The sequence below is a fragment of the Thalassospira permensis NBRC 106175 genome (assembly GCF_000714555.1).
In the GTDB taxonomy this organism is placed as follows: domain Bacteria; phylum Pseudomonadota; class Alphaproteobacteria; order Rhodospirillales; family Thalassospiraceae; genus Thalassospira; species Thalassospira xiamenensis.
In genome coordinates, this window is the sequence record NZ_AUNC01000012.1 from 66699 (window position 1) to 89274 (window position 22576).

The window sequence follows — 22576 nt, forward strand, 5'->3', positions numbered from 1 at the left end:
ATTACGCAACCCCCAAACGCAGAAGGTCATGAATATGCACAAGGCCAACCGGCTTGCCTGCATCATCAACGACAAACAAGGCCGTGATGCTGCGATCATTCATAATCGCAAGTGCCTCGACAGCCAGAACATCGGATTTGGTCGCCTTGGGATTGGGTGTCATCACATCACCGACCCGCATTGCCACCAGATTGTCTGCCATATGCCTGCGTAGATCACCATCCGTTACGATACCGCTCATCACGCCTGTATCGTCGAGCACACCGACACAGCCAAATGACTTGCCAGTCATGATGACCAATGCCTCGGACATCAGCGCATTTTCCCCAATAAGTGGAATATCCGCAACGTCATGCATAACGTCACTAACACGCAGCAATCGCTGCCCCAGTTTGCCACCAGGGTGGAATGTGCGGAAATCATCGGCGCTGAAACCACGACGCTCCATCAAAGTCACAGCAAGCGCATCGGCAAAAGCCAGCATCGCTGTCGTCGACGTCGTCGGTGCCTGCCTGTTCGGGCAGGCTTCCGGGCTATTGGGCAGAATCAGCGGATAATCACATTGAGCTGCCAGCGAACTTTCCGGACGCCGGGTCATACCGATCAACGGCACGTTAAAGCGGCGCGTATACGCGATGATATCTGACAGTTCTGGTGTTTCGCCTGAATTCGACAGGGCCAAGACGGCATCATTCTTGCCGATCATCCCCAAATCGCCATGGCTGGCTTCAGCCGGATGCACAAAGAAGGATGGCGTTCCTGTCGAAGCAAAAGTTGCTGCGATCTTTTTGGCAATATGACCACTTTTACCCATGCCGGTTACGACAAGGCGGCCCGCAAGGCTCTCGATCAGATCGATTGCCTTGCAAAAATCGCCGTTTAAGGATTTTGCAAGATCACTGAGTGCATCGGCTTCAATTGCCAGAACCCGGCGGGCGACTTCAAGGTCTTTCTCCGATGCCGGTTCAGGCGTGTTTTGCGGTTTCGGGGTCACTGTCATCAGTTTCTTTATGCGTTTCCCGGCGGAACTAACTACGGGGAAAGATGGGCGGGATCATCTGCACTGGCAAGCGACAAAAGCAACGATCAGGTTAATGATGTCGGAAGGGATCATTCCCTTACGCCAAATGCCGTTGACGCAGAATTAACAATGCAGGCTCACCAGGAAAAATTTCAACACACCAAAAAGGCAAATCAGTGGGCAAAAATGTCTGTCTCTTCCCAGCCAGCAAGATCAAGTGTCGCCCGTGTCGGCAGGAACTCAAAACAGGCCTGGGCCAGTTCCGTTCTTCCTTCGCGCGCCAAACGACGATCAAGCTCTTCCTTGGCCTTGTGCAGATACAGCACATCGGACGCGGCATATGCGATCTGTTCATCTGACAGATCAGAAGAACCCCAGTCAGAGCTTTGCTGTTGCTTGTCGAGGTTGATTCCAACCAGCTCCCTTACAAGGTCTTTTAAACCATGGCGGTCGGTGTAGGTGCGCACGAGTTTGGATGCAATCTTGGTGCAATAGACTGGTGCACACCGCACACCAAGATACTTGTCCATCACAGCAATATCGAACCGCCCAAAGTGAAACAGCTTCAAAACCGACGGATCGGACAAAAGCTTTTTAAGGTTGGGCGCTTCGTAGCTTTCCACGTCAAACTTCACCAGATGAGCATCGCCATCCCCCGCCGAAAGCTGGACCACACAAAGACGATCACGATGCGGATTAAGGCCCATGGTTTCACTGTCAATGGCAACGGTTTTGCCAAGATCAAGCCCGTCGGGCAAGTCTCCATGATGAAGGAAATTGGTCATCGCAATTCTCCAGAATGCTGGTTTGACGCTGTATTAACACAGCATTACCAACGTCGCGATGCAAAAGACTCACCAAGATCAGCTTTTTGCGTCAATGAAATTTCGCAAAAAGCCCAATCAATCACACAGATTTAACCTGATGTTTTTCAGACAAGCGCAACGCAGCAACGGCAACAGCAATCGAATTCCACGCAACAATCGCAGGCCAATTTGAAAATGCACTTTGTGTTGCCGCCAACGGAAATAAGGACAGAACCAGCGTACCGAAATACAAACCAGCGACCAGACTTTGGCGATCCCCGTTCCGGAAATGGCGCAGCCCAGCCCAAACAAGTATTCCAACAAAAGCCAACCAAGGCAAAGTGCCCAGTAATCCAGTATCCGACAACCATTCTACATAGAAGTTATGCGGATGGGGATGACATTCGCTAATCAAGCCTTGTGCTTCGTAACTCGGACAAACGAGACCAAAGTTTCCCATACCGGTCCCGGTAATAGGATGTTCCGCAAACAAGCGCCAACCAAGTGATGTCAGCTCACCATAGATCGAATTGCTATAGTCACTGACAACATTCCCGAGCGCCATAACCCGTGCAAGAATGCGATCACTCAATATAAGAAGTGCGCCGATTCCACCCACAACAAGAGCAGCGATTGCCGCTGCAGCATGGCGGCTTTTTCCACCAACAAAAAACAAGCCAATCAAACCGGAACCAACCGCCAAAAGGGTCAGCACACTTGCAGTGCGTTCACCGCTCAGAAAAATAATTGCAAGCAAAAAGGGGAAAGTCGCCAAGCTGATACGAAAGATATTTTGTTTTGAAGTCGAAATGCATAAGGCGCAAGCCAATGTGATCGTCGCAAAGCCAGTCTTAGCAAGGTATATTCCGATATTCGGTCGATCTAGCGGACCCGTAAGCCGACCGGTCATCAGCTGCCCCCCCAACAGGGAATAACCGACAAAGAACTGATAAAACGCGTCAGCAACCGCTACAGCAGCCGTTATCATAAAAGCCTTGCAAACCCATCGAACAGCTTTCTCATCAGCGAGAATCCAACGCGTTACTGCCGCATAGAAAATCACAAACCGTATCCAGCTCGCTGATCGCCCGAAACTTTTGCCAGTAAATTCGGCAAAGGGTGAAACCAGTAAATTCAGGATCAGCCAGATCATCAAAAGGATCGCGATATCTACTTCTCGCACCCAATACCAATCCCGGTACACGGCACTACGCACGAGAAACAACAGTCCGATTAAAACCAAAGCACCATCAGAAACGCCACGCGCAAACAACAGGAAGGCTGGGATCGTGCAAAGGAGGAATGTCGCAGCAATATGCATACGGCGATCAAACACACTGGAAGACTGGGCGGAAATCACGGTTTGATCGGCCTCCTGATGCCGGAAATTTGTTCAAAAACAGGCACGAAGCGGTTCAAACTCGTTGAATCAGCAGGGCCAATAGAAAGTTTGTTTGCCAGATATTGAAGCTGAAGATCAAGCCAATTGAACGGCGCACCATCACGCTTGGCTTTACGTGCAGCAGAAATACATTTGCCAAACACTTTGCGACGCTTCGCCAAGCCCAGCTCGGGATGGGCGCGTAAAAAGTTTGCATAGGCAAAAAAACGATCATGATGTTGCTGCATTTTATTTGCCGAGAGGTGACTACCTGCGTCCGGAACAAGTGTCACAACCATGTCGGCATCAACGACCCGACGACCATGGTATGACAATCTCAAAGGCAAAGACTCGTCCTGAATGAAGATGTCAGGGTCGCATCCCCCTGATTTTTCAAACAACTTCCTCTCAACCAGCCAAGTCATTCTAACCATGCCACGGCCTAAAATCCGCTCCAAGGCATCATCAAATATCTTGGCATCAATATTGTTGCCAATCATGTCGATGTTTGCCCGGGCAATTATTGCGTCAGTCTTTCGTCCGCGGCCATGCACCATGTCAGCATCGTATTCTTCGGCAAGCCGGAGCATGCAGGAAACCGCATCGGGCGCCAGAAGCTCGTCACAATCAAATAACGCAAGATATTTGCCACGCGCGCGTTCCGCGCCCTGATTTAGCCGGATCGCGGGACCGGCATTGTCATCATTGGCAATGACGCAAACAAAATCGTACTGCTTTGCAAAACCCTCCAAAACAGCACGCGAGCCATCGGTTGACGCATCATCGACAAATATCACCTCGCACGAAAATCCACCCTGTTGCGCAAGCAATGTCTCAAAAAAATGCGGCAAAGCATTTTCCTTGTTGAACACCGGCAGTACAAAACTGACATCAGGCATCATGCCATCACAAGGAGAGGAAATCATCACAACTCTCAACTATGCAGATACTTCGTCGTCTTAACACAGTGCTTGATGCGCCGCGACGCAAAAGTCATGTGTATCTAGGGCTTTAAAGGTCCTAAAACGACAATACCCCAGCACATTGACGATGTGCTGGGGTATGGTGCCCAGGAGAAGACTCGAACTTCCACGACCTTGCGGCCACTGGCACCTGAAGCCAGCGCGTCTACCAATTCCGCCACCTGGGCATAGGGGCTTGTGGTATTTACCCGGCGGAACCCGCCGGAACGGGGCGCAATATACGCTGCCAAACTTCAGTGTCAACAACCTTTTTGAGGGTTTTGCAAAACGCGTCTTTGAAAATCGCCCACCGTCGCAAGACATAAGGAAAATCTTGATTTTCCCACTCATCCGCGATCACGCCGAATGGTCGAACAAGTATCTGAGAACCCCGTTCAAACGGTTCCGCCCCTGATCGGTCGTGCTCAATCCTGCCTGATCGCAAATCAGATCGCCCGACGCAATCAGGGTTTCAAGCCGTTCTGAATCCAATGCCTCGCGCGGGGCTTTGCCAATAATCCGCTCGAAGCGTCCCACCGGAATCGGTTCATTCAGGCGCAGCCCCATCATCACCATTTCAATAAGGCGTTCATCCGCAACCAAAGCGGTTTCTTCCTGCGTGCCATGTCCCTGCTTTTCCACACGGTCAAGCCAGATTTCCGGCGCACGATGACGGCGCACCGCCATTGGTTTCGTGCTGCCATCTGGCTGAATCACGGCTTCGCGGCCATGTGCCCCCGGACCAATGCCAAGATAATCGCCATAGCGCCAGTATACGAGGTTATGGCGGCTTTCCTGCCCGGGTCGGGCATGGTTCGAAACCTCGTAGCAACTATAACCGGCGGCTTTGGTTTCTTCCTGGGTGATTTCATAAAGATCGGTCGCAAGATCTTCATCGGGTACAACGAGATCACCGCGCTGATGCAAGGTATGGAACTGCGTTCCCGGTTCGATCGTCAACTGATAAAGCGAAATATGACCGCGCGCGATCTCAAGTGCTTCGCGCAGCTCCTGACGCCAGGCTTTCGGATCATGTTCGGGCCGGGCATAAATCAGATCGAACGAAAACCGGTCAAACACATTCGCCGCAACATCAAGAGCACGCATGGCTTCAGCCGCATTGTGCACCCGCCCCAGAAATTTAAGATCGCGGTCATTGAGCGCCTGAATACCAATTGAGACCCGGTTGATGCCATTGGTAGCAAAGGCCGAAAACCGGTTGATTTCAACCGTACCCGGATTGGCTTCAAGCGTGATTTCGATGTCATCGGTTACCGGCCAGAAGGTTTTGATATCGGCGATCAGGGCCCCTGCGGTTTCCGGATCCATTAGCGACGGTGTCCCACCACCAAAGAATACCGATCCGACCGTGCGGCCGGGATGACGCGCAGCACCTGCGGCAAGTTCCGCACGCAATGCCGACCTCCAGCGCGCATGATCAACCTTGTCAGCAACATGACTATTGAAGTCGCAATAGGGACATTTCGACAGGCAAAACGGCCAATGGATATAGATGCCAAACGGGACAGCTTCTGCGGTTGCTAGGGACACGCGGTTCTCGATCTTCGACTGCGGGAAAGACGGATAAAGTAACACGCACCACCGATAGTTACATCAGCGATGCGTGCATAGGTTCGATGCAGGCAGTTAGCCGCCTAAAATCCTTACACGAAGCAAGCCTTGACCAGCTGGCGAAACGCATCCGCGCGATGGCTCATTGCATGTTTCTGTGCCGGGTCCATTTCCCCAAAGGTCTGCTCATAACCTTTTGGCTGGAAAATCGGATCATAGCCGAAACCGTGACGGCCACGTTTGGGCCAAACGATTTCACCTTCAACACGACCTTCAAAATTCTCCACATGACCGTCTGGCCAAGCCAGAGACAAGGCGCAGATAAAGGCCGCCCGACGGTCAGGATGGCTCCCGATCCCGTTCTGGACCTTTTCCATCGCCATATCAAAATCCTTGTCCGGCCCGGCCCAACGCGCTGAATAAATACCCGGCGCCCCATCAAGGGCGGAAACCGCCATGCCGCTATCATCAGACAGGGCTGGCAGATTGGCGGCCTTTGCTGCCGCCAACGACTTCAGTTGAGCATTGCCAATAAAACTGTTTTCGGTTTCTTCGGGTTCGGGAAGATTCAAATCGCCTGCTGAAACCACTTCGATCCCGAACGGATCAAGCAGTTCGGCAATCTCCTTGATCTTGCCTTTGTTGTGGCTGGCGATAACGAGTTTTTTTTCCGTAAAGCGACGGGCCATGATGCTGCCTAGAGATATTCGGGTCGTTAAGACGAAGACGGCTGAAAACCGCAAAAACAATATCGGGCGAACCATATCCAGGCTCGCCCGAATAAATTCTTAGATGCCAATCGCTGCTCGCTGTTTGGCAAACAGTTCCTTGCAGCCTTTTTCCGCCAGTTCAAACATCTTGTCATAAGCAGAACGATCAAACGGCACATCTTCCGCAGTCGCCTGAACCTCAACAATGCCGCCACTGCCCGCCAGAACAAAGTTCGCATCCGCACCCGCATTGCTGTCTTCGGCATAATCAAGATCAAGAACCGCTTCACCCTGATAAATACCGCACGAAATTGCGGCAACCGGCTGATTCAACGGGATTTCCTTGATCAGGCCAAGACGGCGTACGCCCTGAAACGCCAAATGGGCCGCAACATAGGCACCCGTGATTGATGCGGTGCGTGTTCCGCCATCAGCCTGGATAACATCGCAATCAAGGCGCATCTGCATTTCACCCATGCCCTTAAGGTCAGCGACCGCACGGATCGAACGCCCTATCAGGCGCTGAATTTCCTGGGTCCGACCCGACTGGCCACCGCGTGCGGCTTCGCGCTGCATGCGGCTGTCGGTTGCACGCGGCAGCATGCCATATTCTGCAGTGATCCAACCCTTGCCGGAATTACGCATCCAGCCTGGCACCTTGTCCTCGACCGTCGCGGTACAAATCACATGGGTATCGCCAAATTTAATCAGGCAGGAGCCCTCTGCATATTTGGAAACACCTGTCTCAATGGAAACGTCGCGAAGCTGATCGAAATTACGGCCGGATGGACGCATGGGGTCTGAACCTCTTTGTTCTGGGTCGGATCAACCTGCATGGCTGATCAACGATGGCTGAAATTGCGGCCAAAGCTACTGAGCATCGTATCAAAGGTCCAGCAGTTTCCCCGAAAATAACGGCAAAATCCCAGCAACACCATGCCTCAGATCCACGCGCAAAAACCATAAATGGCACTCGATTCGCGACGAATTCAAAGATTTGGCAAGACTAACTTCCTGATTGATACCATCGTTTTCCCGTCCACCAGCTATCACCAATCTGCCAGCTTCATTGACGCCTGCCCGACACCTTACTAAATTCCACGCTACACATTTGGTTTTGACAGGTTTGACATGGCGCTGTTTGACGACACATTGCTGGGCGACATGAACGCACGATCCCGCGAAGTCTTTCGCCAGATCGTAGATGCTTATGTCGAAACCGGCGAACCGATCGGATCTCGATCCATCGCACGCCGCATGTCAGAAAACCTCTCGGCGGCGACCATCCGCAATGTCATGTCCGATCTTGAGGAAATGGGGCTTCTGGTTGCTCCCCATGTTTCGGCCGGTCGATTGCCAAGCGAGAAAGGCCTGCGTCTTTTCGTCAATGCCCTGATGGAAGTCGGTGATCTGCCAAATGCCGAGCGCGATCAATTGACCAAAAATTGCGAGCAGGCCGGATATTCCCTTGATCAGATGCTGGGCGAGGCCACAAGTATGCTTTCGGGGCTGTCACGCTGTGCAGGGCTTGTGGTTGCACCGAAAACCGATGGAATCCGTTTAAAACAGATTGAATTTGTTGCGCTTTCGCCGGGCAAGGTCCTTGCGGTTCTGGTTTCGCAGACCGGTAATGTTGAAAACCGTATCCTTGATGTTCCGCCCGATTTGCCGACCTCGGCATTGACAGAAGCATCGAACTATCTAAATACCCGGTTGGCCGGAAAGACACTTGATGACGCCCGGCAATTGATGAGTTTGGAACGCGACCGCATCAAACAGGAACTCGACGAATTGTCGGCTGGACTGATTGATGCCGGACTTGCGACATGGGCCGGCGGGGTCAAGGGTTCGTCCCTGATCGTAAAGGGCCAGTCGCAATTGCTTGAAAATATCGACACGATCGAACAGCTCGAAACCGTAAGAAGGCTGTTCAACGTGCTCGAAGCACGCGATCAGATGATTGAATTGCTTGATGTCACCACGATTGCCCAAGGTGTGCAGATTTTCATCGGGTCCGAGAACAAATTGTTCGGCGGATCGGGGCTTTCGATGGTGATTTCGCCCTATCAGAATGCCGAAGGCAGCATTGTGGGCGCAATCGGGGTTGTCGGGCCGACCCGGATCAATTATGCCCGGATCATTCCGCTGGTCGATTACACCGCCAAGCTGGTCGGGCGACTGATTGGATAAACGTTGGCGCTGCGTGTCAGGCCACACAAATTGAAGGTACAGGTTAGCCATGTCGGAAACCGCAAAGAACAACCAGGACGATCTGCATGATGCCGCGTCGGCAGAAGAAACTGCCGCAGAGGATGTCGTCTCAGAAGCAACCGAAGCCGAAGGTGGCGAAGCCACCACAGATCCGGTTGCAGCACTTGAAGCAGAAGTTGCTGAGTTGAAAGACCGCCTATTGCGCGCCGCCGCCGAGGTGGAAAACACGCGCCGTCGCGCGAAGAAAGACGTCGAGGACGCCGGGAACTATGCGATTACCAAATTTGCCCGCGAACTGCTTGATGTAGGTGACAACCTCCGTCGCGCCCTTGAGGCTGCTGGCGACACGTCCAATGCCGACCCGACGATGAAAAAGCTGGTTGAAGGCGTTGAAATGACCGAACAGACGCTTCTTAAGGCACTGGAAAAGAACGGCGTTGAAAAGCTTGAACCGCTTGGGGAAAAACTTGACCCCAATCATCATCAAGCCGTGTTTGAAATGCCAAATCCTGCTTATCCAGACGGCCATGTCGCCCAAGTAATGCAGGCCGGTTACGTGCTCAAAGGTCGCCTTTTGCGCCCGGCAATGGTTGGGGTCACCAAAAACCCCGCCGGTCAGGAGGCCGCAAAAAACGACGAACCTGGCAGCAACGTTGACACCTCTGCCTGATAGCGCTGGCTGATTTCTGGTCGGGAATCCGCAAACCGGTTTTGAAAGATCAAATATTTAAACGGCCCTGCCATTTTCACGGCGGGCCGTTTTATTTTGTCCATTTCGGGTCTAATCTGGCTTGGTTGCAACAATGACATCGGAACACGCCATGCCGCTTCGTCCTGACATTATCAATATTCTGCGCGATGAAGCCGCAACGATTGTTATCTTGACCGGGGCCGGTATTTCGAAGGAAAGCGGCCTGCATACCTTCCGCGACCCAGATGGTATCTGGGCAAAATATGACATTTCCGAAGTCGCAACGCCTGAGGCATTCATCAACAATCCCGATCTCGTACATCACTTTTACAATGACAGACGCGCAGGGCTGCTTGACCCTGCGATACAGCCAAACAAGGCGCATCTTGCCCTTGCCCGGCTCGAAACCAGATGGCCAAGCGACGTTCTGCTGGTAACCCAAAATATCGACGATCTCCATTACCGCGCCGGATCAAAAAACCTTATCCATATGCATGGCGAATTGCTGAAAATCAGCTGCAATCATTGCGGGCTTCTGACGGTCTGGTCTGCCCCACTGGGACGAGACACTCCCTGTACCTCCTGCACCAAAACCGGGGGCCTACGCCCACACGTTGTCTGGTTCGGGGAAATGCCGTTTGAAATGGAACGCATTTATGCTGCTCTTTCCAAATGTGGCCTATTCATTTCCATCGGCACATCAGGGAACGTTTATCCGGCTGCCGGGTTCGTCCAAATCGCCAGTGAAGAAGCTGGTGCAGAAACGGTCGAGATCAACCTGGAACCTGGTTCCGGGGCGTCCTTGTTTGATCACAGTTCATATGGCCTGGCGACTAAATTGGTTCCGGCACTGATCGACAGCCTATTGATGGATCAAGTCTGACAACTATTAACTATCGCACAGCGCCTTGAAGTTGCGTTCGCCTTCGGGGCTGAAAATCACCACACGCGACTCCTTACTTCGGTGTGCCCAGCCCAGATCATAAAACCGGTCCAGTAACGCAGCACCAAACGACCCTGCCAAATGAGATTGTCGGGCGCTCCAATCCAGGCATTCCCGGCAAAGCGGCCTGCGGCTGGTGCGCAGTTCATTCAGATTAATCCCGAACGCCTCGGCGAAATCTGCACCGGCATCTGTCAAAGCCACGCCATTATGATCTGTCGAAATCAGTTTGCGGGCCTCAAGCCCCGAAAACAGGGCAACCCCCATTTCTCCGGCCAAATGATCATAGCAAACACGTGCCTTGCGCAATGCCGGGTCCTTCGGCCCGGTTCGGACCCGATTATGTCCGACCCGGCTGGCAATCCCCATCAGGACTTCCAATGCCTCGACAATATCGGGGCCCGAAAGCGTAAAATAACGATGCCGCCCCTGCTTTCGCGGGATAACGATCTGACCAGCCTCCAGCTTTGCCAGATGTGAACTCGCCGTTTGCGGCGTCACACCGGCCTCCTGTGCAAGTTCGGCCGCGGTCAGGGCTCGGCCACTCATCAGGGCGGTCAACATGTTCGCGCGTGCCGGATCGCCAAGCAATGCAGCCACGCGGGCAATATCGGGTCCTTCTTTCATAGTTCGATATTAATCGAAGCATTGGTCGCCAGCAATCGGTTATTTGTTCAGAATTGCCCCTGCCCCGGAGATCCGAATGACATCGTCCAAAATATCGCTACCCCTTGAAATCGGTTTGCTGACTTTGCTCGCCCTGCTTTGGGGATCGTCTTATCTGTTTATCAGAATCGCCCTAACCGACATCCCACCGGTTACGCTGATTGCGATCAGGGTTGGCATCGCATCGCTGTTTCTTCTAGTCGTCATGTGCTGCCGTAGCGAACGTTTTCCGCGCGATGGCAAGGTTATCGGCACATTGCTGATCCAGTCGGTTTTCAACAGCCTCGGCGCATGGACAATTCTTGCTTGGGGACAGCAACATGTCGAAAGCGGCCTTGCCAGTGTGCTGAATTCGACGTCACCGGTTTTTGTGTTCCTGTTCACGGCCCTTCTGACACGGCATGAACGGGTTGACCGGTTTCGTCTTGTCGGTGCGTGCCTTGGCGTTGCTGGTGTGGTTCTGATTGTCGGCCCCGGTGTGATTATCGGCCTAGGGCAGCATGTTGGCGGGCAGCTTGCCGTTCTGGCCGGAGCGATCCTCTATGCCGGAGCAGCAATCTATGGCAAGCGCTTCAACGCCCTGCCCGCAACCGTTACCGCCGCCGCAACCATGATCTGGGCCAGCACCTTTCTGATCCCGGCCAGTCTGGTGCTGGATCGACCCTGGACCTTGACACCTTCAACGTCCGCCATTCTTGCAACGCTTGCCCTGTCGGTCTTTTGCACGGCAATCGCTTTGCTGATCTATTTCAGGCTGTTACGCACGCTTGGCTCAATGGGTGTTGCCAGTCAAAGCTATCTGCGTGCCGGGATCGGCGTCTTGCTGGGCGCTCTTTTGCTTGGTGAAAGCATAAGTTCCCCGGTTCTTGCTGGAATCCTCTGCACGCTTGTCGGCGTCGCAATGATCAATCTGCCGCGCACATTCTGGCGACAGTCACCCTTTCCTAAATCATAAAATGGTCTCCCAATAAGGATATAAAGCCAATGATCACGTGTTTCATCCGCTATGAAATCGACCCTTATAAGAAGAATGCTTTTGTGGAATATGCGCGTAACTGGGGCGAAGCAATTCCACGATGCGGTGCTGATCTGGTCGGCTATTTCGCGCCCCATGAAGGAACAATATCGACCGCTTACGCAGTTTATCATTTGCCGGATCTGGCAGCATATGAAGCCTATCGCGCCCGCCTGTCACAAGACCCACTGGGGCGTGAAAACTATCAGTTCGCCCAACGTGAAAAATTCATCCTGCGCGAAGAACGCCAGTTTTTCAAAATCGCCTCTACCCCGCATGCGGAGCTGGTCAAGCCATGATTGCCGTCATTTTCGAAGTCCTGCCTAACCCGCAACATCGTAACGAATATTTCTCGATCGCAAAAGACCTCCGGCCGGTACTTGAAACAATCGACGGTTTCATTTCCATCGAACGGTTCGAAAGCCTTAACGAGCCGGGCAAGGTTCTGTCTCTTTCGTTCTGGCGCGATGAAGAAGCCGTCATGGCATGGCGCAATGTCAGTGAACACCGCATTGCACAGCACAAAGGCCGTAACCGGATTTTCGACGATTATCGTCTGCGGGTCGCCCATGTCATGCGTGATTATGGAATGCATGAACGGGCCGAAACACCCGATGATTCCCGCAAGCAACACGACGACAGTTCATAACGGATAAACAGGTTTTCCGAAGAAAGGCTAAACTTTCGCCGTTGCGGCCTTGCGATTTCCATCACTTTCATCATCTTCGGCGGGCACAACCGAAACCGGTTTTGCCCCGCCTCTGTAATCCAGCAAGGCAACCGCTAGCACGACAATCGCCGCCCCGACAAAAATCACCGGCACCGGAAGCATGTCAAAGAAGATCAGATCCATTGCTACAGAAAACGGCAAGGCCGTATAGGCTGCGGGCGAAATGACACTGGCATCCGCAACCCGAACAGCCCGCAGAACCATGTAGTTGGTCAGCATGGCAAAGAAACCTGCACCCGCAGAATAAAGCCAGTCAGACAAGGCCGCCGGTTGCCACATGATGACGGCAACCGGCACCCAGATCACGATGGCGACAATCTGGGGCCAGAACAGCATGGAGAAATTCGTCTCGGTCCGGGTCAGAACCTTGGCATAAAGCGTTTGCGCGGAAAAACAGAACGCCCCGATCAGGGCTGCGGCAACCCCCAATGGAACGCCAAATCCGTCCATTTTGGGAACGCACATCACCCAAACGCCAACAAGTCCAAGAAGGGTTGCGATTACTTTACGTGCCGTCAACTGCTCGCCAAGAATCACAACGGCAAGCATCACGGTCAGCAAGGCCTCAATGAACAGATAGGCATTTACCTCGGCAATACTCATCTGGCGAAGGGCAAAGAACACAAAAAACAACGATCCGTACCAAAGAACGCCGCGCGCCAGATGCGCATAAGGTCGCTTGGTCCGGATCGACCTGGTGCCAATAAACATCAGGATGATCACGAACACAGCCACCGTCGTCACTGCACGCATCGCGAGAATTTGTGCCGTCGGCACATCATGGGATACCAGCTTGGCACAGACATCGACAAAAACGCCCGATGCCATCGCCGCCGTCATCCACAAAACGCCGCGAAAATTGCCGCTGAGGCGCAAAAGCGTCCCGGTCATCACCTGATCCTGATCTCTGGAATTAAAGTGGGTTTCCGACAGCGGGGAGACTGCTGCGGGGTGGCGCAAGGAGACTATCTATCGATCAGCCGGAAACCCTTTTCATTCGGCAGTGTGCCCGCAAAAATTGAAAAATGCGAATGAGGAGTTTTCAGCCATTGATGAGAATTTTTTGCCCCAAACCACATTCAGGCCTGTTACACAGGAATAAACTCTAAAAACCCTGTCCCACGGAAATGTTCTATGCGCCGCAAACTGCCCCCCTTACGCGCGCTTGTCGCTTTTGAAGCCACCGCCCGCCATCAAAGTGTGAAGGCGGCGGCGGAAGAATTGCATGTCACCCAAAGTGCGATCAGCCATCAATTGCGTCAGCTTGAAGAATGTCTTGGCGTTGTCCTGTTTGTTCGCAAGGGACGCGGGCTCAGTCTGACCAAATCGGCAACCCGTCTGCTCCCGCGCCTGACAGAAGCCCTTGATGGCATTGCCGATATCACCGGCGAAGTCGGGCCCGACAAGGGCAAGGCGATCCGTATAGGCGCATTGGCAACCCCTGCCTTGACCGTTCTGTTAAACGAGCTTGGTGACCTGCAGGCCCGTATGCCTGCCGATATTCCCGTTCAGTTTCGCAAGATCGAATTTGATGATGATCTTGATCCACTTGAAATCGACATCGCCCTTCAGATCGCACCAAAAGATTTGCCGGGGCTTGATGGCTGGATCACCGAACTTCTGACTCCCGAAATTTACAATGCCTTTGCTGCGCCTGAATGGCTGAAAAAACGCGGACTTGATCCCTGCAATATCGATGTCAGTTCACTTGGATCGCGCGATATCCTGCTGATCGACAGCGACAGCGAACAATTTTCGCAGATTGCCAATTGGTTTGATCGCGCCACCTTTTCACTCGATGATTGCTGGACCTTCAGCCATCATATCTGGGCACTCGAAGCAGCCCGTGCTGGACAAGGCATTGTTGCCAGCACCGATGTGATCGCCCGCAACTTTGTGGAACGCGGGGAACTGGTATTGCTTAATTTCCCCGATTTCGTATCGCACTGGTGGTATCGCCTGCTGATCCGCCCGGCCCGTGAAAAAGACCCGGCCGTCATCGCCACCGCCAACTGGATCCGCGAACTGATCAATCCACATACGGCGTCGCTGAAAGGCAAAATGCTTAAAAAATGATCTGCCAGACAGAATTCACCTAATCTGTATTTCTAATACGACCAAATCATTGGCTGGATATTGAACAGAACGGAAGCTATGGAAAAAATACTGGTAACAGGCGGCGCCGGATATATCGGATCTCATATATGCCTGAAATTGCAAGAAAGTGGCTATCTGCCGGTGGTTCTTGACAATTTGTCGAACGGTCACCGTGACGCGATTTCTGGTGATATCCCATTTGTTCATGCAGATATTCGTAATCGCACCGCTCTTGACGATACCTTTAAAAAATTCCAACCAGCTGCCGTCATTCATATGGCTGCCCTGATTGAGGCAGGTCTTTCGATGCAGGAACCAGCCAGCTTTTACGAGGTGAATACGACCGGCTCATTTAATCTGCTTGAAGCGATGCGTCATCATGAGTGTCGGCAGATCGTTTTCTCATCAACTGCCGCCATATACGGTAACACCAATCTCGACATGCTTGACGAGACTTTACCGGCTCAGCCTGAAAATCCCTACGGCCGCTCAAAGGCGATGGTTGAAACAATGATCGCGGACTATTGCGCGTTATATGGTTTTCGTTCCATTGCTCTGCGTTATTTTAATGCCGCGGGTGCGGACCCTTCAAGGCGAACCGGTGAAAGACATGATCCGGAAACTCACCTCATTCCGCTTGCTCTATTGGCGGCGGTCGGGCGAAGAGACGGTTTAAAAATATTCGGCAATGACTATGACACGCCGGATGGAACCTGCATTCGTGACTACGTTCACGTTGATGACCTGGCAGCGGCCCACGTCAGGGCACTTGAGCATATAACAGGCGAAACAAAACCATTTTTTGATTGCGTCAATATTGGGACGGGCAAAGGCTGTTCTGTACGTGAAATATTGATGCTTTGCAGAGAAGTTACGGGTATCGAGTTCCCGATATCTGACGCGGCACGCCGCCCGGGCGACCCCGTAAAACTGATTGCCAATCCGGCGAAAGCGAATTCACTATTAAACTGGAAGCCGAAATATACAGACCCACGTGAAACGATTGCTCATGCTTGGGCCTATTATTGTTCTAACGCTCGAAAGTCTGAATGAACACAAATTGGTAACCTGTTCATGTGATATACGATTTTAATATCTAGAACTTTTTTGTAATTGACGAGACGGAGCGGAAGTCGGCTCCATGCATTATGGACCAGAGGGGATACTGGTTGAATGCGTTCTGTAATTGGGGGGAAATTACGTGCATAAGGTTTCTGTGATCGTTTCGACCTATAATTGGCCCGAAGCGCTTGAGATGGTCTTGCAGTCGTTAATCGACCAGAAAGATAGGAACTTCGAGGTGGTCGTCGCAGATGACGGGTCCGGCCCGGAGACGGCAAATACCATTATCCGCATGCAGAAAAAATCACCCGTGCCGATCAAACATTTCTGGCAAGAAGATATGGGCTATCGCCTGTCACGTGTCCGCAATGGTGCAATCAAACTCGCAGAGGGCGATATTGTTGTTTTCACCGATGGTGACTGTTGTCTTCTTCCTGATTTTGTCTCAAACCACCGAAAAGTGGCCGAACCAGGCTGCTTCGTGACCGGCAAGCGCGTTTTTCTTAAACGTCGCTTCACTGAATTCGTTATGAAAAAGCGCTTTTCATTTCACAAATGGCCTCGCATCCTTTTGTTCATACTGGGTCTGATGGGACAATGCAATCGCCCCTTCCAGTTTGCCCCTCTCCCGCAAAACAAGAAAAGCCTTTGGGCGCATCAGAAATGCTGGAAAAAGGCACAAGGGTGCAATATTGCCGCCTTTCGAAATGACATTCTGGCAATCGGCGGTTTTGACGAAGCCTATGAGGGACATGGTCTCGAAGATTCCGATTTCGTGCTGCGCATGATCCGATCTGGCGTGAAACGCAAAAGCGTCGAATACTGCTCACCCGTTCTGCATCTGTATCACGGACGCTCCATAGGGCAACGTCACGCCAACAAATCAAATAACGGTATGTATTTTAAAGAGCTAGAAGCAGACCCGAGCCGCTTCCAACCGAGACAGAGTGAACTCATTCCAATCGCCGCTTCAGCATAAAATAGTCCAGTTATCTGCGGGGCTTGGAACAACGCCAATTTCAAGATAAAAGGACCACCTGATTTTTGCATCCTCGATAGATTTCGAGTGTTTGTGCGTTGTGACAGCCCCGGCAACGGGGCACAGCCTTATCAAAAAGCGAAAGGGATTTTCCCACATGGATCTCAGCAAGATTGCCGTTGGCAAAGATGTTCCCTGGGACGTTAACGTCGTCATCGAAATCCCACAGGGCGGACCGATCAAGTACGAAGTCGACAAAGACTCCGGTGCTGTCTTCGTTGACCGCTTCCTCCATACCTCGATGTATTATCCGGTAAATTACGGTTTCATCCCGAATACCCTTGGCCTGGATGGTGATCCGGTCGATGCCATGGTCATGTTCCGTGAACCGGTTGTTGCTGGCTCGGTCATTCGCGCCCGTCCGGTCGGTGTTCTGATGATGGAAGACGAGGCCGGGCAGGATGAGAAACTGATCTGCGTGCCGCACGACAAGATCGATCCGTACTATACCGATATCAAATCCCACGAAGATCTTCCGCAGATTCTGCGTGATCAGATCCAGCATTTCTTCGAGCGTTACAAAGACCTTGAAAAAGGCAAATGGGTAAAAGTCACCGGTTGGGAGGGCGCTGAGAAGGCCGCCAAACTGATCGAAGAAGGTGTAGCCCGTCTCGGCAAATAAGCCGATTTATGTGCGATTGCTTTCTAACGCCCCGCCCGGATTCCGGCGTGGGGCGTTGTCATTTTTACATGACGCCAAAAAACATACATAATCTCAATTCGCTCGGGACTATTGGACAAAGGATTTGTTCCGTGCAGGCGAAGCTCGCCTGACGTAGGCATTAAGCCTTCCGCACCTTTCCAAAGGTATTTTTGCTTACCTGCGAAACCTGACAGTCTGCAATCCCGTATCAACTTTGCGTGCAATCATTGTAGCTGATACGGCATTGCCACAAATTCACCTTTGTTGTTTCTCAACATCTTCGAGCAATTTTCTGCAAAACGCTTTGGCGACAGCACTTTAGACAACCGGAATTCAGAGTTTCAGACCAATGCAAAGCAACCTGCAAACCAGTGCGCCGTCCGATCCGGTCGAAATGATTGTCTCGACAGATGGATTGCTGCGCTTTGAGGACCGGGAATTTCGCTGTGCAATTGGCAAAAACGGCGTGGTCTCTGCCGATGCCAAGACCGAAGGTGACGGTAAAACGCCGGCTGGAACTTGGCGACTGCGTTATGTTATGTATCGGTCTGATCGCCGCGCAAGCCCCCATACAGACCTTCCAGTCACCACTATTTCTTTTTCTGATGGCTGGTGCGACGATCCTACCCATCCGGACTATAATCGCCCCGTGCGGCTTCCGTTTGATGCCAGCCATGAGAAACTGTTTCGCGACGACGGGCTTTACAACCTCATCGTCGTACTTGGTCACAACGATGATCCTACAGTCCCGGGAAAAGGGTCGGCGATTTTCATGCATATTGCCCGCCCGGATTATACCGGTACCGAAGGCTGCGTTGCGCTTGGCGAAAAAGATCTCGAAACCGTTTTGTCCATGTGCACGACTGAAAGCTATATTCGGATCGATATGTAAAATCATGGACTTGCCGTTCTGGCAATGACACCCTAGTTTCATGCTGCACGCCATTGACCGGGACGGATCATGATTGAAGACGATTATCTATACAAAAAGAACGGTATTTCCGGTTTCGGAGCACGCATCAGGCGTGTTTTCAGCTCTCGCAAGTTTTGGGTGGGCAGCCTTACCGTTATTGTGTTGGTCGCTGTCATCTATTATCCGGTCGGCATGGCACTGGTGCACAAGATCGACGACAATCCCGATTTCACTGGTAATTATCAGGGCGGCAGCCATTCGGTAAGCACCGCATCCGCATTGATAGATCGCGAAATCAATCAGAACCGCTGGACGGCGAACGATCCCTTCTTCCTGCCGAGTGCCGCACTGGACAATATGCCGAACTTCCAGACGGGTATTGTCTATGCCCTGTCACGCTTTGCAATCGAGTTGTCCGATCAGATTGGTCGTACGCGTGGCTCAAGCCAGGTTGACCCGGATCTGGATGATGCAGCAGGCCTTCTGAAATTCAGGGGTGACAAATGGGTCTTTGATCCCAGCGTGTCGCTTTTGCCCGGTGTAACCTCCGAACAGCAATACCGGCAGGCTATTGCAGCGCTTAACCGTTACAATCAGCGCCTGGCAGACGGTCAGGCCGTTTTTGAACGCCGTGCTGACAATCTGCAGGAAACGCTGAACCGTTTCGCCAATGATCTTGGATCAGCATCCGCACTGATTGATGACAAGGTCGAAGACCCATCCTTGTTTGATCGCACTGCTGATGATGTCTTTTATGCCACCAAGGGCCGTCTTTATGCCTATAGCCTGATCCTGCGTGACCTCGGCACCGATTTCGAACAGGTCATCAATGAACGTCAGGTAGCACCAGCCTGGGCGGAAATGATCGGCTCGTTGCAGGCAGCAGCGGCTCTTGATCCTCTGGTTGTGGTCAACGGTTCGGCCGATGGCATTATTTTCCCAAACCACTTGGCCGGGCTTGGTTTTTATCTGCTGCGCGCCCGTACCCAGATGCGCGAAATCAGCTCTATTCTGCAGCGATAAGACAGGTTCCCGGTACCGGGTGTCAGATCACGAATACCTGAGTTGCGCGCTCAGACTTGATCTTTTCCTGTTTTTGCCCCATTTAGGGCCTAACCAGATGAAATCGGGAACGCCGCGCGGGCAAGATTTGCCCCGGCCCCCAGAGTGAGAGGACAAGCCGACATGTTCATTCAAACCGAGCCGACTCCGAACCCGGCAACACTGAAATTCCTGCCCGGCGAAGATGTTATGGGCCGTCAAGGCACCGCCAACTTCACGGCAACCGATACAGATGTAAAATCACCGCTTGCCCGCAAGCTGTTTGAAGTTGAAGGCATCACAGGGGTGTTTCTGGGCGGTGACTTCATCACCATCACCAAGGATGATGCCAAAGACTGGCAGACACTGAAACCGCAAATCCTTGGCGGTATCATGGAGCATTACACCTCCGGACAGCCGGTTCTTGATCAGAATTCCGGTGCCGCCACCGGTGCCAGCACCGCATCAGATGGAGATGATGAACTGGTCAGCCAGATCAAGGAACTGCTTGATACCCGTGTCCGGCCGGCCGTCGCGCAGGATGGCGGCGATATCGTCTTCCACAAATTCGAAGACGGCGTTGTCTTCCTTGAAATGCACGGCGCATGCTCCGGCTGCCCGAGCAGCACGGCGACCCTTAAAATGGGCATCGAAAACATGCTGCGTTATTACGTGCCGGAAGTTCAGGCCGTAGAACCGGTCATGGCTGACTGATTTCCCGATTCGCGAAATTTTTTCCGCCCAGCACGCACAAATTTCTGTGCCGGGCGTTGTCATTACGCGCGGAACGCAAACGTCGCAAAGGAAAAATTAACCTTTTCGATATTGCAGGTTGCGATCCGCACAACAGGCAGGCATAGATAACGGCTCGCATGAACCGGCAGTTTTACTGATCCTGGAGAAACAACATGAATAGCGCAAAAGAAGGCAGTTACCGTAAAATTGCGCTTGCTTCAGTGTTTGGAGCGGTAGGTTTACTGTATTTTGGCATTTTCGGTGGATGGGATGTTACCCCCACCCCTAAAGGTATGAGCTTTGACGAAGTCGCAGCAGTTACCGTTGCGCCGGAAAAAAAGAACGTCAAACCGCTCTACCGTCGCGATCCAGAAGTGATCGCGCTTAACCAGTATTATCAAAGCATCGGCTATAGCCTGTCGGGTGTGCAGGAAGTTCCACGCGTCTATATCAAACGCGTTCCCAAAGGCATGCGCGATCTGGCATCCGCAGACGAGCGCAAACAGATTTTCATTCGAATCATGCTGCCGCTGGCATTGCGTGTGAACGAGGAAATCACGGCGCGACGTGATCGCCTGATGGCTATTCAGAGCAAGAAATATTCCGGCGACCCGATCAGTGCAGCCGAAAAGGAATGGGTCGATCAGATGATGAAGCGCTATCGCGTGACGGATGGTGGTGTCACCGCACTGCTTGAACGCATCGATATCATTCCGCCATCTCTAATGCTTGCTCAGTCCGCTGAGGAAAGCGGCTGGGGCACGTCGCGCTTCGTGCGCAAGGGTAATGCCCTGTTTGGCCAGTGGGCCTGGGATGAAGACGGCATCGTCCCAGAAGACCGTGCCGAAGGCAAAACCCACGTCATCAAATCGTTTAACAGCCTGATCGACAGTGTTCGTGCCTATGCACGCAACATCAACTCGCACCCGGCATATGCCGAACTGCGCGCTGAACGTGCCAAATTGCGTGAAGGTGGCGAAGTCGTGCTTGGTTGGGATCTGGCCGATACACTAACCAAATATTCCGAACGTGGTGAAGAATATGTCGACTCGCTTCACGCCATCATGCGCGTGAACGGTCTTGAAACATTCGACGGGATCGGCTTCGCGTCTGGCGATATACCGCCGCCGCCAAGTGTTCTGGCACTTCTTGAAGATTGATCGCACCAATCGCGCATAAAAAAGGGACCGTTTTCACGCGGTTCCTTTTCTTATTTCCGTAAATGGATATCGCCAGATTCTATGGGCGGTAAATCCAGCCTTTCTCGGATTTGACCAGCCGGATCTCGCTTTCGACAATGCGCCGGTCTCCCGCCTTGAACTCGCCTTCCTTCAAGGCCAGCATCTTGGTCTTCACCAGATCAATTGCTTCACTGACAGTGTCACCAACCGTATCAAGGTCCCCGGCGGCCTTGCCCTTTTCCGTGACGTCATCGGCAAAATCCGCGACCGAGCGATCAAACACCAATTCGTAACGCACCATAACTGTCGTTTCATCGTCGGCTTCTTTGATGCTGTTGGTCTTTGTAACATTTTCGACATGACCAACTTTGGCATAAGGATCATCACGGAAACGTTCGATCACGGCCGTGGTGATCTCATTAGCTGTTGGGCCTTCGGTCTTTGTATCGTCGCACGCAGCCAGGGCCACAAGCGCCGGAACAAACAGAATAAATGCAAAAAAATGACTGATGCGATGCATCGACAAGTTCCTTATGCCTGAAATACGGTTATGGTGCTAACCTGTTACAGTCCGATGTGGCAGAAATCGGGTCGATCCACGCTATTGCCCAAACGATAAACGCCATCAGGGCTGCGCGATCCATTTGCCTTTGATCTTAACAAAATCGACGACCCGGGCGACGTCAAAGCGCTGATCTTTTTCAAATTCACCATAAAGGCTGGTCAGGCCCGTCAATTCAACAGTTCCAAGAATACCAAGATAATCACGAAACCGCTTACGCTCAGCTTCCGAAGCTGCCCCCGGATCGGCAACAATGCGAATGGCATTGGCAAAATCAATGTCAAACACCAGTTCGTATCGCACAGATACACGGCTGCGATTGTCGCCTGTACGCTCCGTATCGGATATCTCGATATTTTCCAGATGCGATAGCATGCCTATCAGGGCTTCATCGTGCAGTTCGTTCAAGCTGGACGTAATCAGTTCTGACGAAGGCTCGGAAGCATTGCACCCGAACAGAATCAAAAAAACTGTGCATAGCCCAAAACGCCATTTGCATGAAAAATTCAACGTCACGTTCCCACGATTACCGGTTGTTTTTTGTTATATTCCGGCCTCTTAAAGTAAAATGGCGGAAATTGCATCAGCAATTCCG

General features: G+C 52.2%; 26 protein-coding genes and 1 tRNA gene. 15 read left to right on the forward strand and 12 right to left on the reverse strand.

Features of this window, described 5'->3' with window-relative positions:
* Window position 1: 1 nt before the first annotated feature.
* The 8 genes from SMB34_RS07435 to rph form a co-directional block, all read right to left on the reverse strand.
* Window positions 2-1000 (reverse strand): KpsF/GutQ family sugar-phosphate isomerase, encoded by a 999-nt coding sequence (locus SMB34_RS07435; protein WP_007088568.1) that lies wholly within the window; start codon window positions 998-1000, stop codon window positions 2-4.
* Between the two features lie 194 nt (window positions 1001-1194).
* On the reverse strand, window positions 1195-1806 hold the full coding sequence (locus tag SMB34_RS07440; protein ID WP_007088567.1) for a ribonuclease D: 612 nt from the start codon (window positions 1804-1806) through the stop codon (window positions 1195-1197).
* A 121-nt stretch (window positions 1807-1927) separates the two neighbouring features.
* The gene (locus SMB34_RS07445; RefSeq protein ID WP_007088566.1) at window positions 1928-3187 is read right to left on the reverse strand and encodes an O-antigen ligase family protein; all 1260 of its coding nucleotides are present in this window, start codon (window positions 3185-3187) and stop codon (window positions 1928-1930) included.
* A complete protein-coding gene (locus tag SMB34_RS07450) occupies window positions 3184-4134 on the reverse strand; it encodes a glycosyltransferase family 2 protein (protein WP_233421810.1) in 951 nt (316 codons plus the stop codon). Before SMB34_RS07450 ends, SMB34_RS07445 begins: the two co-directional genes overlap by 4 nt.
* Before the next feature lie 137 nt (window positions 4135-4271).
* A tRNA-Leu gene (locus tag SMB34_RS07455) sits at window positions 4272-4358 on the reverse strand.
* Between the two features lie 169 nt (window positions 4359-4527).
* Window positions 4528-5721: a radical SAM family heme chaperone HemW gene (gene hemW / locus SMB34_RS07460; RefSeq protein WP_037989232.1), complete on the reverse strand. Its 1194-nt coding sequence runs from the start codon at window positions 5719-5721 to the stop codon at window positions 4528-4530.
* A 113-nt stretch (window positions 5722-5834) separates the two neighbouring features.
* A complete protein-coding gene (gene rdgB, locus SMB34_RS07465) occupies window positions 5835-6431 on the reverse strand; it encodes an RdgB/HAM1 family non-canonical purine NTP pyrophosphatase (RefSeq protein WP_007088563.1) in 597 nt (198 codons plus the stop codon).
* 99 nt (window positions 6432-6530) lie between these two features.
* Window positions 6531-7247 carry a ribonuclease PH gene (gene rph, locus SMB34_RS07470; protein WP_007088562.1) on the reverse strand — a complete coding sequence of 239 codons (717 nt, stop codon included), beginning with the start codon at window positions 7245-7247 and terminating at the stop codon, window positions 6531-6533.
* A gap of 171 nt (window positions 7248-7418) precedes the next feature.
* Here rph and SMB34_RS21515 point away from each other — a divergent pair, with 171 nt between their 5' ends.
* From SMB34_RS21515 to SMB34_RS07485, 4 genes are all read left to right on the forward strand, one after another.
* On the forward strand, window positions 7419-7547 hold the full coding sequence (locus SMB34_RS21515; protein WP_276202143.1) for a hypothetical protein: 129 nt from the start codon (window positions 7419-7421) through the stop codon (window positions 7545-7547).
* 36 nt (window positions 7548-7583) lie between these two features.
* Window positions 7584-8642: a heat-inducible transcriptional repressor HrcA gene (hrcA, locus tag SMB34_RS07475; protein ID WP_007088561.1), complete on the forward strand. Its 1059-nt coding sequence runs from the start codon at window positions 7584-7586 to the stop codon at window positions 8640-8642.
* A 49-nt stretch (window positions 8643-8691) separates the two neighbouring features.
* Window positions 8692-9333: a nucleotide exchange factor GrpE gene (grpE, locus tag SMB34_RS07480; protein WP_007088560.1), complete on the forward strand. Its 642-nt coding sequence runs from the start codon at window positions 8692-8694 to the stop codon at window positions 9331-9333.
* Between the two features lie 151 nt (window positions 9334-9484).
* Complete coding sequence (locus SMB34_RS07485) at window positions 9485-10237, forward strand: NAD-dependent deacylase (protein WP_051682199.1); 753 nt, start codon at window positions 9485-9487, stop codon at window positions 10235-10237.
* Between the two features lie 6 nt (window positions 10238-10243).
* Here SMB34_RS07485 and SMB34_RS07490 read toward each other — a convergent pair whose 3' ends face one another.
* Window positions 10244-10897, reverse strand: a complete 654-nt coding sequence (locus SMB34_RS07490) for an ArsR/SmtB family transcription factor (RefSeq protein WP_338057849.1) — start codon at window positions 10895-10897, stop codon at window positions 10244-10246.
* A 103-nt stretch (window positions 10898-11000) separates the two neighbouring features.
* Here SMB34_RS07490 and SMB34_RS07495 point away from each other — a divergent pair, with 103 nt between their 5' ends.
* From SMB34_RS07495 to SMB34_RS07505, 3 genes are read left to right on the forward strand one after another with little or no spacing between them, the layout of a single operon-like run.
* Window positions 11001-11918, forward strand: coding sequence for a DMT family transporter (locus tag SMB34_RS07495; protein ID WP_037988956.1), 918 nt, complete (start codon window positions 11001-11003; stop codon window positions 11916-11918).
* 29 nt (window positions 11919-11947) lie between these two features.
* A complete protein-coding gene (locus SMB34_RS07500) occupies window positions 11948-12277 on the forward strand; it encodes an NIPSNAP family protein (protein ID WP_007088556.1) in 330 nt (109 codons plus the stop codon).
* Window positions 12274-12627 carry an antibiotic biosynthesis monooxygenase family protein gene (locus SMB34_RS07505; protein ID WP_037988957.1) on the forward strand — a complete coding sequence of 118 codons (354 nt, stop codon included), beginning with the start codon at window positions 12274-12276 and terminating at the stop codon, window positions 12625-12627. The genes SMB34_RS07500 and SMB34_RS07505 overlap by 4 nt, the downstream gene beginning before the upstream one ends.
* A 27-nt stretch (window positions 12628-12654) precedes the next feature.
* On the opposite strand, the gene SMB34_RS07510 is transcribed toward SMB34_RS07505, so the two are convergent.
* Window positions 12655-13599: a DMT family transporter gene (locus SMB34_RS07510; RefSeq protein ID WP_007088554.1), complete on the reverse strand. Its 945-nt coding sequence runs from the start codon at window positions 13597-13599 to the stop codon at window positions 12655-12657.
* Window positions 13600-13842: 243 nt separating this feature from the next.
* Here SMB34_RS07510 and SMB34_RS07515 point away from each other — a divergent pair, with 243 nt between their 5' ends.
* The 8 genes from SMB34_RS07515 to SMB34_RS07550 all read left to right on the forward strand — a co-directional run bounded on the left by SMB34_RS07515 (window position 13843) and on the right by SMB34_RS07550 (window position 21398).
* Entirely contained in the window at window positions 13843-14784 is a 942-nt protein-coding gene (locus tag SMB34_RS07515; protein ID WP_037988959.1) for a LysR family transcriptional regulator, read from the forward strand.
* Window positions 14785-14862: 78 nt separating this feature from the next.
* Window positions 14863-15858 carry a UDP-glucose 4-epimerase GalE gene (gene galE / locus SMB34_RS07520; protein WP_037988961.1) on the forward strand — a complete coding sequence of 332 codons (996 nt, stop codon included), beginning with the start codon at window positions 14863-14865 and terminating at the stop codon, window positions 15856-15858.
* Window positions 15859-16006: 148 nt separating this feature from the next.
* Window positions 16007-16846 carry a glycosyltransferase family 2 protein gene (locus SMB34_RS07525; RefSeq protein ID WP_037988963.1) on the forward strand — a complete coding sequence of 280 codons (840 nt, stop codon included), beginning with the start codon at window positions 16007-16009 and terminating at the stop codon, window positions 16844-16846.
* Window positions 16847-17003: 157 nt separating this feature from the next.
* Window positions 17004-17528, forward strand: coding sequence for an inorganic diphosphatase (gene ppa / locus SMB34_RS07530; protein ID WP_007088550.1), 525 nt, complete (start codon window positions 17004-17006; stop codon window positions 17526-17528).
* 370 nt (window positions 17529-17898) lie between these two features.
* On the forward strand, window positions 17899-18441 hold the full coding sequence (locus SMB34_RS07535) for a L,D-transpeptidase family protein (RefSeq protein ID WP_037988966.1): 543 nt from the start codon (window positions 17899-17901) through the stop codon (window positions 18439-18441).
* A 69-nt stretch (window positions 18442-18510) separates the two neighbouring features.
* On the forward strand, window positions 18511-19485 hold the full coding sequence (locus SMB34_RS07540) for a DUF2333 family protein (protein ID WP_037988967.1): 975 nt from the start codon (window positions 18511-18513) through the stop codon (window positions 19483-19485).
* A gap of 162 nt (window positions 19486-19647) precedes the next feature.
* Window positions 19648-20217, forward strand: coding sequence for a NifU family protein (locus SMB34_RS07545; RefSeq protein WP_007088547.1), 570 nt, complete (start codon window positions 19648-19650; stop codon window positions 20215-20217).
* Between the two features lie 194 nt (window positions 20218-20411).
* Complete coding sequence (locus tag SMB34_RS07550; RefSeq protein ID WP_037988969.1) at window positions 20412-21398, forward strand: glucosaminidase domain-containing protein; 987 nt, start codon at window positions 20412-20414, stop codon at window positions 21396-21398.
* 79 nt (window positions 21399-21477) lie between these two features.
* Here the strand turns inward: SMB34_RS07550 and SMB34_RS07555 are convergent, their stop codons facing one another.
* Window positions 21478-21939: a hypothetical protein gene (locus SMB34_RS07555; RefSeq protein ID WP_037988971.1), complete on the reverse strand. Its 462-nt coding sequence runs from the start codon at window positions 21937-21939 to the stop codon at window positions 21478-21480.
* 105 nt (window positions 21940-22044) lie between these two features.
* A complete protein-coding gene (locus SMB34_RS07560) occupies window positions 22045-22491 on the reverse strand; it encodes a hypothetical protein (protein ID WP_147262131.1) in 447 nt (148 codons plus the stop codon).
* Window positions 22492-22576 lie beyond the last annotated feature (85 nt).

Bases quoted from the DNA above. Each gene is read 5' to 3' on its own strand.
- SMB34_RS07435 (WP_007088568.1), bottom strand. From the start codon at position 1,000: ATGACAGTGACCCCGAAACCGCAAAACACGCCTGAACCGGCATCGGAG.
- SMB34_RS07440 (WP_007088567.1), bottom strand. From the start codon at position 1,806: ATGACCAATTTCCTTCATCATGGAGACTTGCCCGACGGGCTTGATCTT.
- SMB34_RS07450 (WP_233421810.1), bottom strand. From the start codon at position 4,134: ATGATTTCCTCTCCTTGTGATGGCATGATGCCTGATGTCAGTTTTGTA.
- rdgB (WP_007088563.1), bottom strand. From the start codon at position 6,431: ATGGCCCGTCGCTTTACGGAAAAAAAACTCGTTATCGCCAGCCACAAC.
- rph (WP_007088562.1), bottom strand. From the start codon at position 7,247: ATGCGTCCATCCGGCCGTAATTTCGATCAGCTTCGCGACGTTTCCATT.
- SMB34_RS21515 (WP_276202143.1), top strand. From the start codon at position 7,419: ATGGCACTCGATTCGCGACGAATTCAAAGATTTGGCAAGACTAACTTC.
- hrcA (WP_007088561.1), top strand. From the start codon at position 7,584: ATGGCGCTGTTTGACGACACATTGCTGGGCGACATGAACGCACGATCC.
- grpE (WP_007088560.1), top strand. From the start codon at position 8,692: ATGTCGGAAACCGCAAAGAACAACCAGGACGATCTGCATGATGCCGCG.
- SMB34_RS07485 (WP_051682199.1), top strand. From the start codon at position 9,485: ATGCCGCTTCGTCCTGACATTATCAATATTCTGCGCGATGAAGCCGCA.
- SMB34_RS07495 (WP_037988956.1), top strand. From the start codon at position 11,001: ATGACATCGTCCAAAATATCGCTACCCCTTGAAATCGGTTTGCTGACT.
- SMB34_RS07500 (WP_007088556.1), top strand. From the start codon at position 11,948: ATGATCACGTGTTTCATCCGCTATGAAATCGACCCTTATAAGAAGAAT.
- SMB34_RS07505 (WP_037988957.1), top strand. From the start codon at position 12,274: ATGATTGCCGTCATTTTCGAAGTCCTGCCTAACCCGCAACATCGTAAC.
- SMB34_RS07510 (WP_007088554.1), bottom strand. From the start codon at position 13,599: ATGACCGGGACGCTTTTGCGCCTCAGCGGCAATTTTCGCGGCGTTTTG.
- SMB34_RS07515 (WP_037988959.1), top strand. From the start codon at position 13,843: ATGCGCCGCAAACTGCCCCCCTTACGCGCGCTTGTCGCTTTTGAAGCC.
- galE (WP_037988961.1), top strand. From the start codon at position 14,863: ATGGAAAAAATACTGGTAACAGGCGGCGCCGGATATATCGGATCTCAT.
- ppa (WP_007088550.1), top strand. From the start codon at position 17,004: ATGGATCTCAGCAAGATTGCCGTTGGCAAAGATGTTCCCTGGGACGTT.
- SMB34_RS07535 (WP_037988966.1), top strand. From the start codon at position 17,899: ATGCAAAGCAACCTGCAAACCAGTGCGCCGTCCGATCCGGTCGAAATG.
- SMB34_RS07540 (WP_037988967.1), top strand. From the start codon at position 18,511: ATGATTGAAGACGATTATCTATACAAAAAGAACGGTATTTCCGGTTTC.
- SMB34_RS07545 (WP_007088547.1), top strand. From the start codon at position 19,648: ATGTTCATTCAAACCGAGCCGACTCCGAACCCGGCAACACTGAAATTC.
- SMB34_RS07550 (WP_037988969.1), top strand. From the start codon at position 20,412: ATGAATAGCGCAAAAGAAGGCAGTTACCGTAAAATTGCGCTTGCTTCA.
- SMB34_RS07555 (WP_037988971.1), bottom strand. From the start codon at position 21,939: ATGCATCGCATCAGTCATTTTTTTGCATTTATTCTGTTTGTTCCGGCG.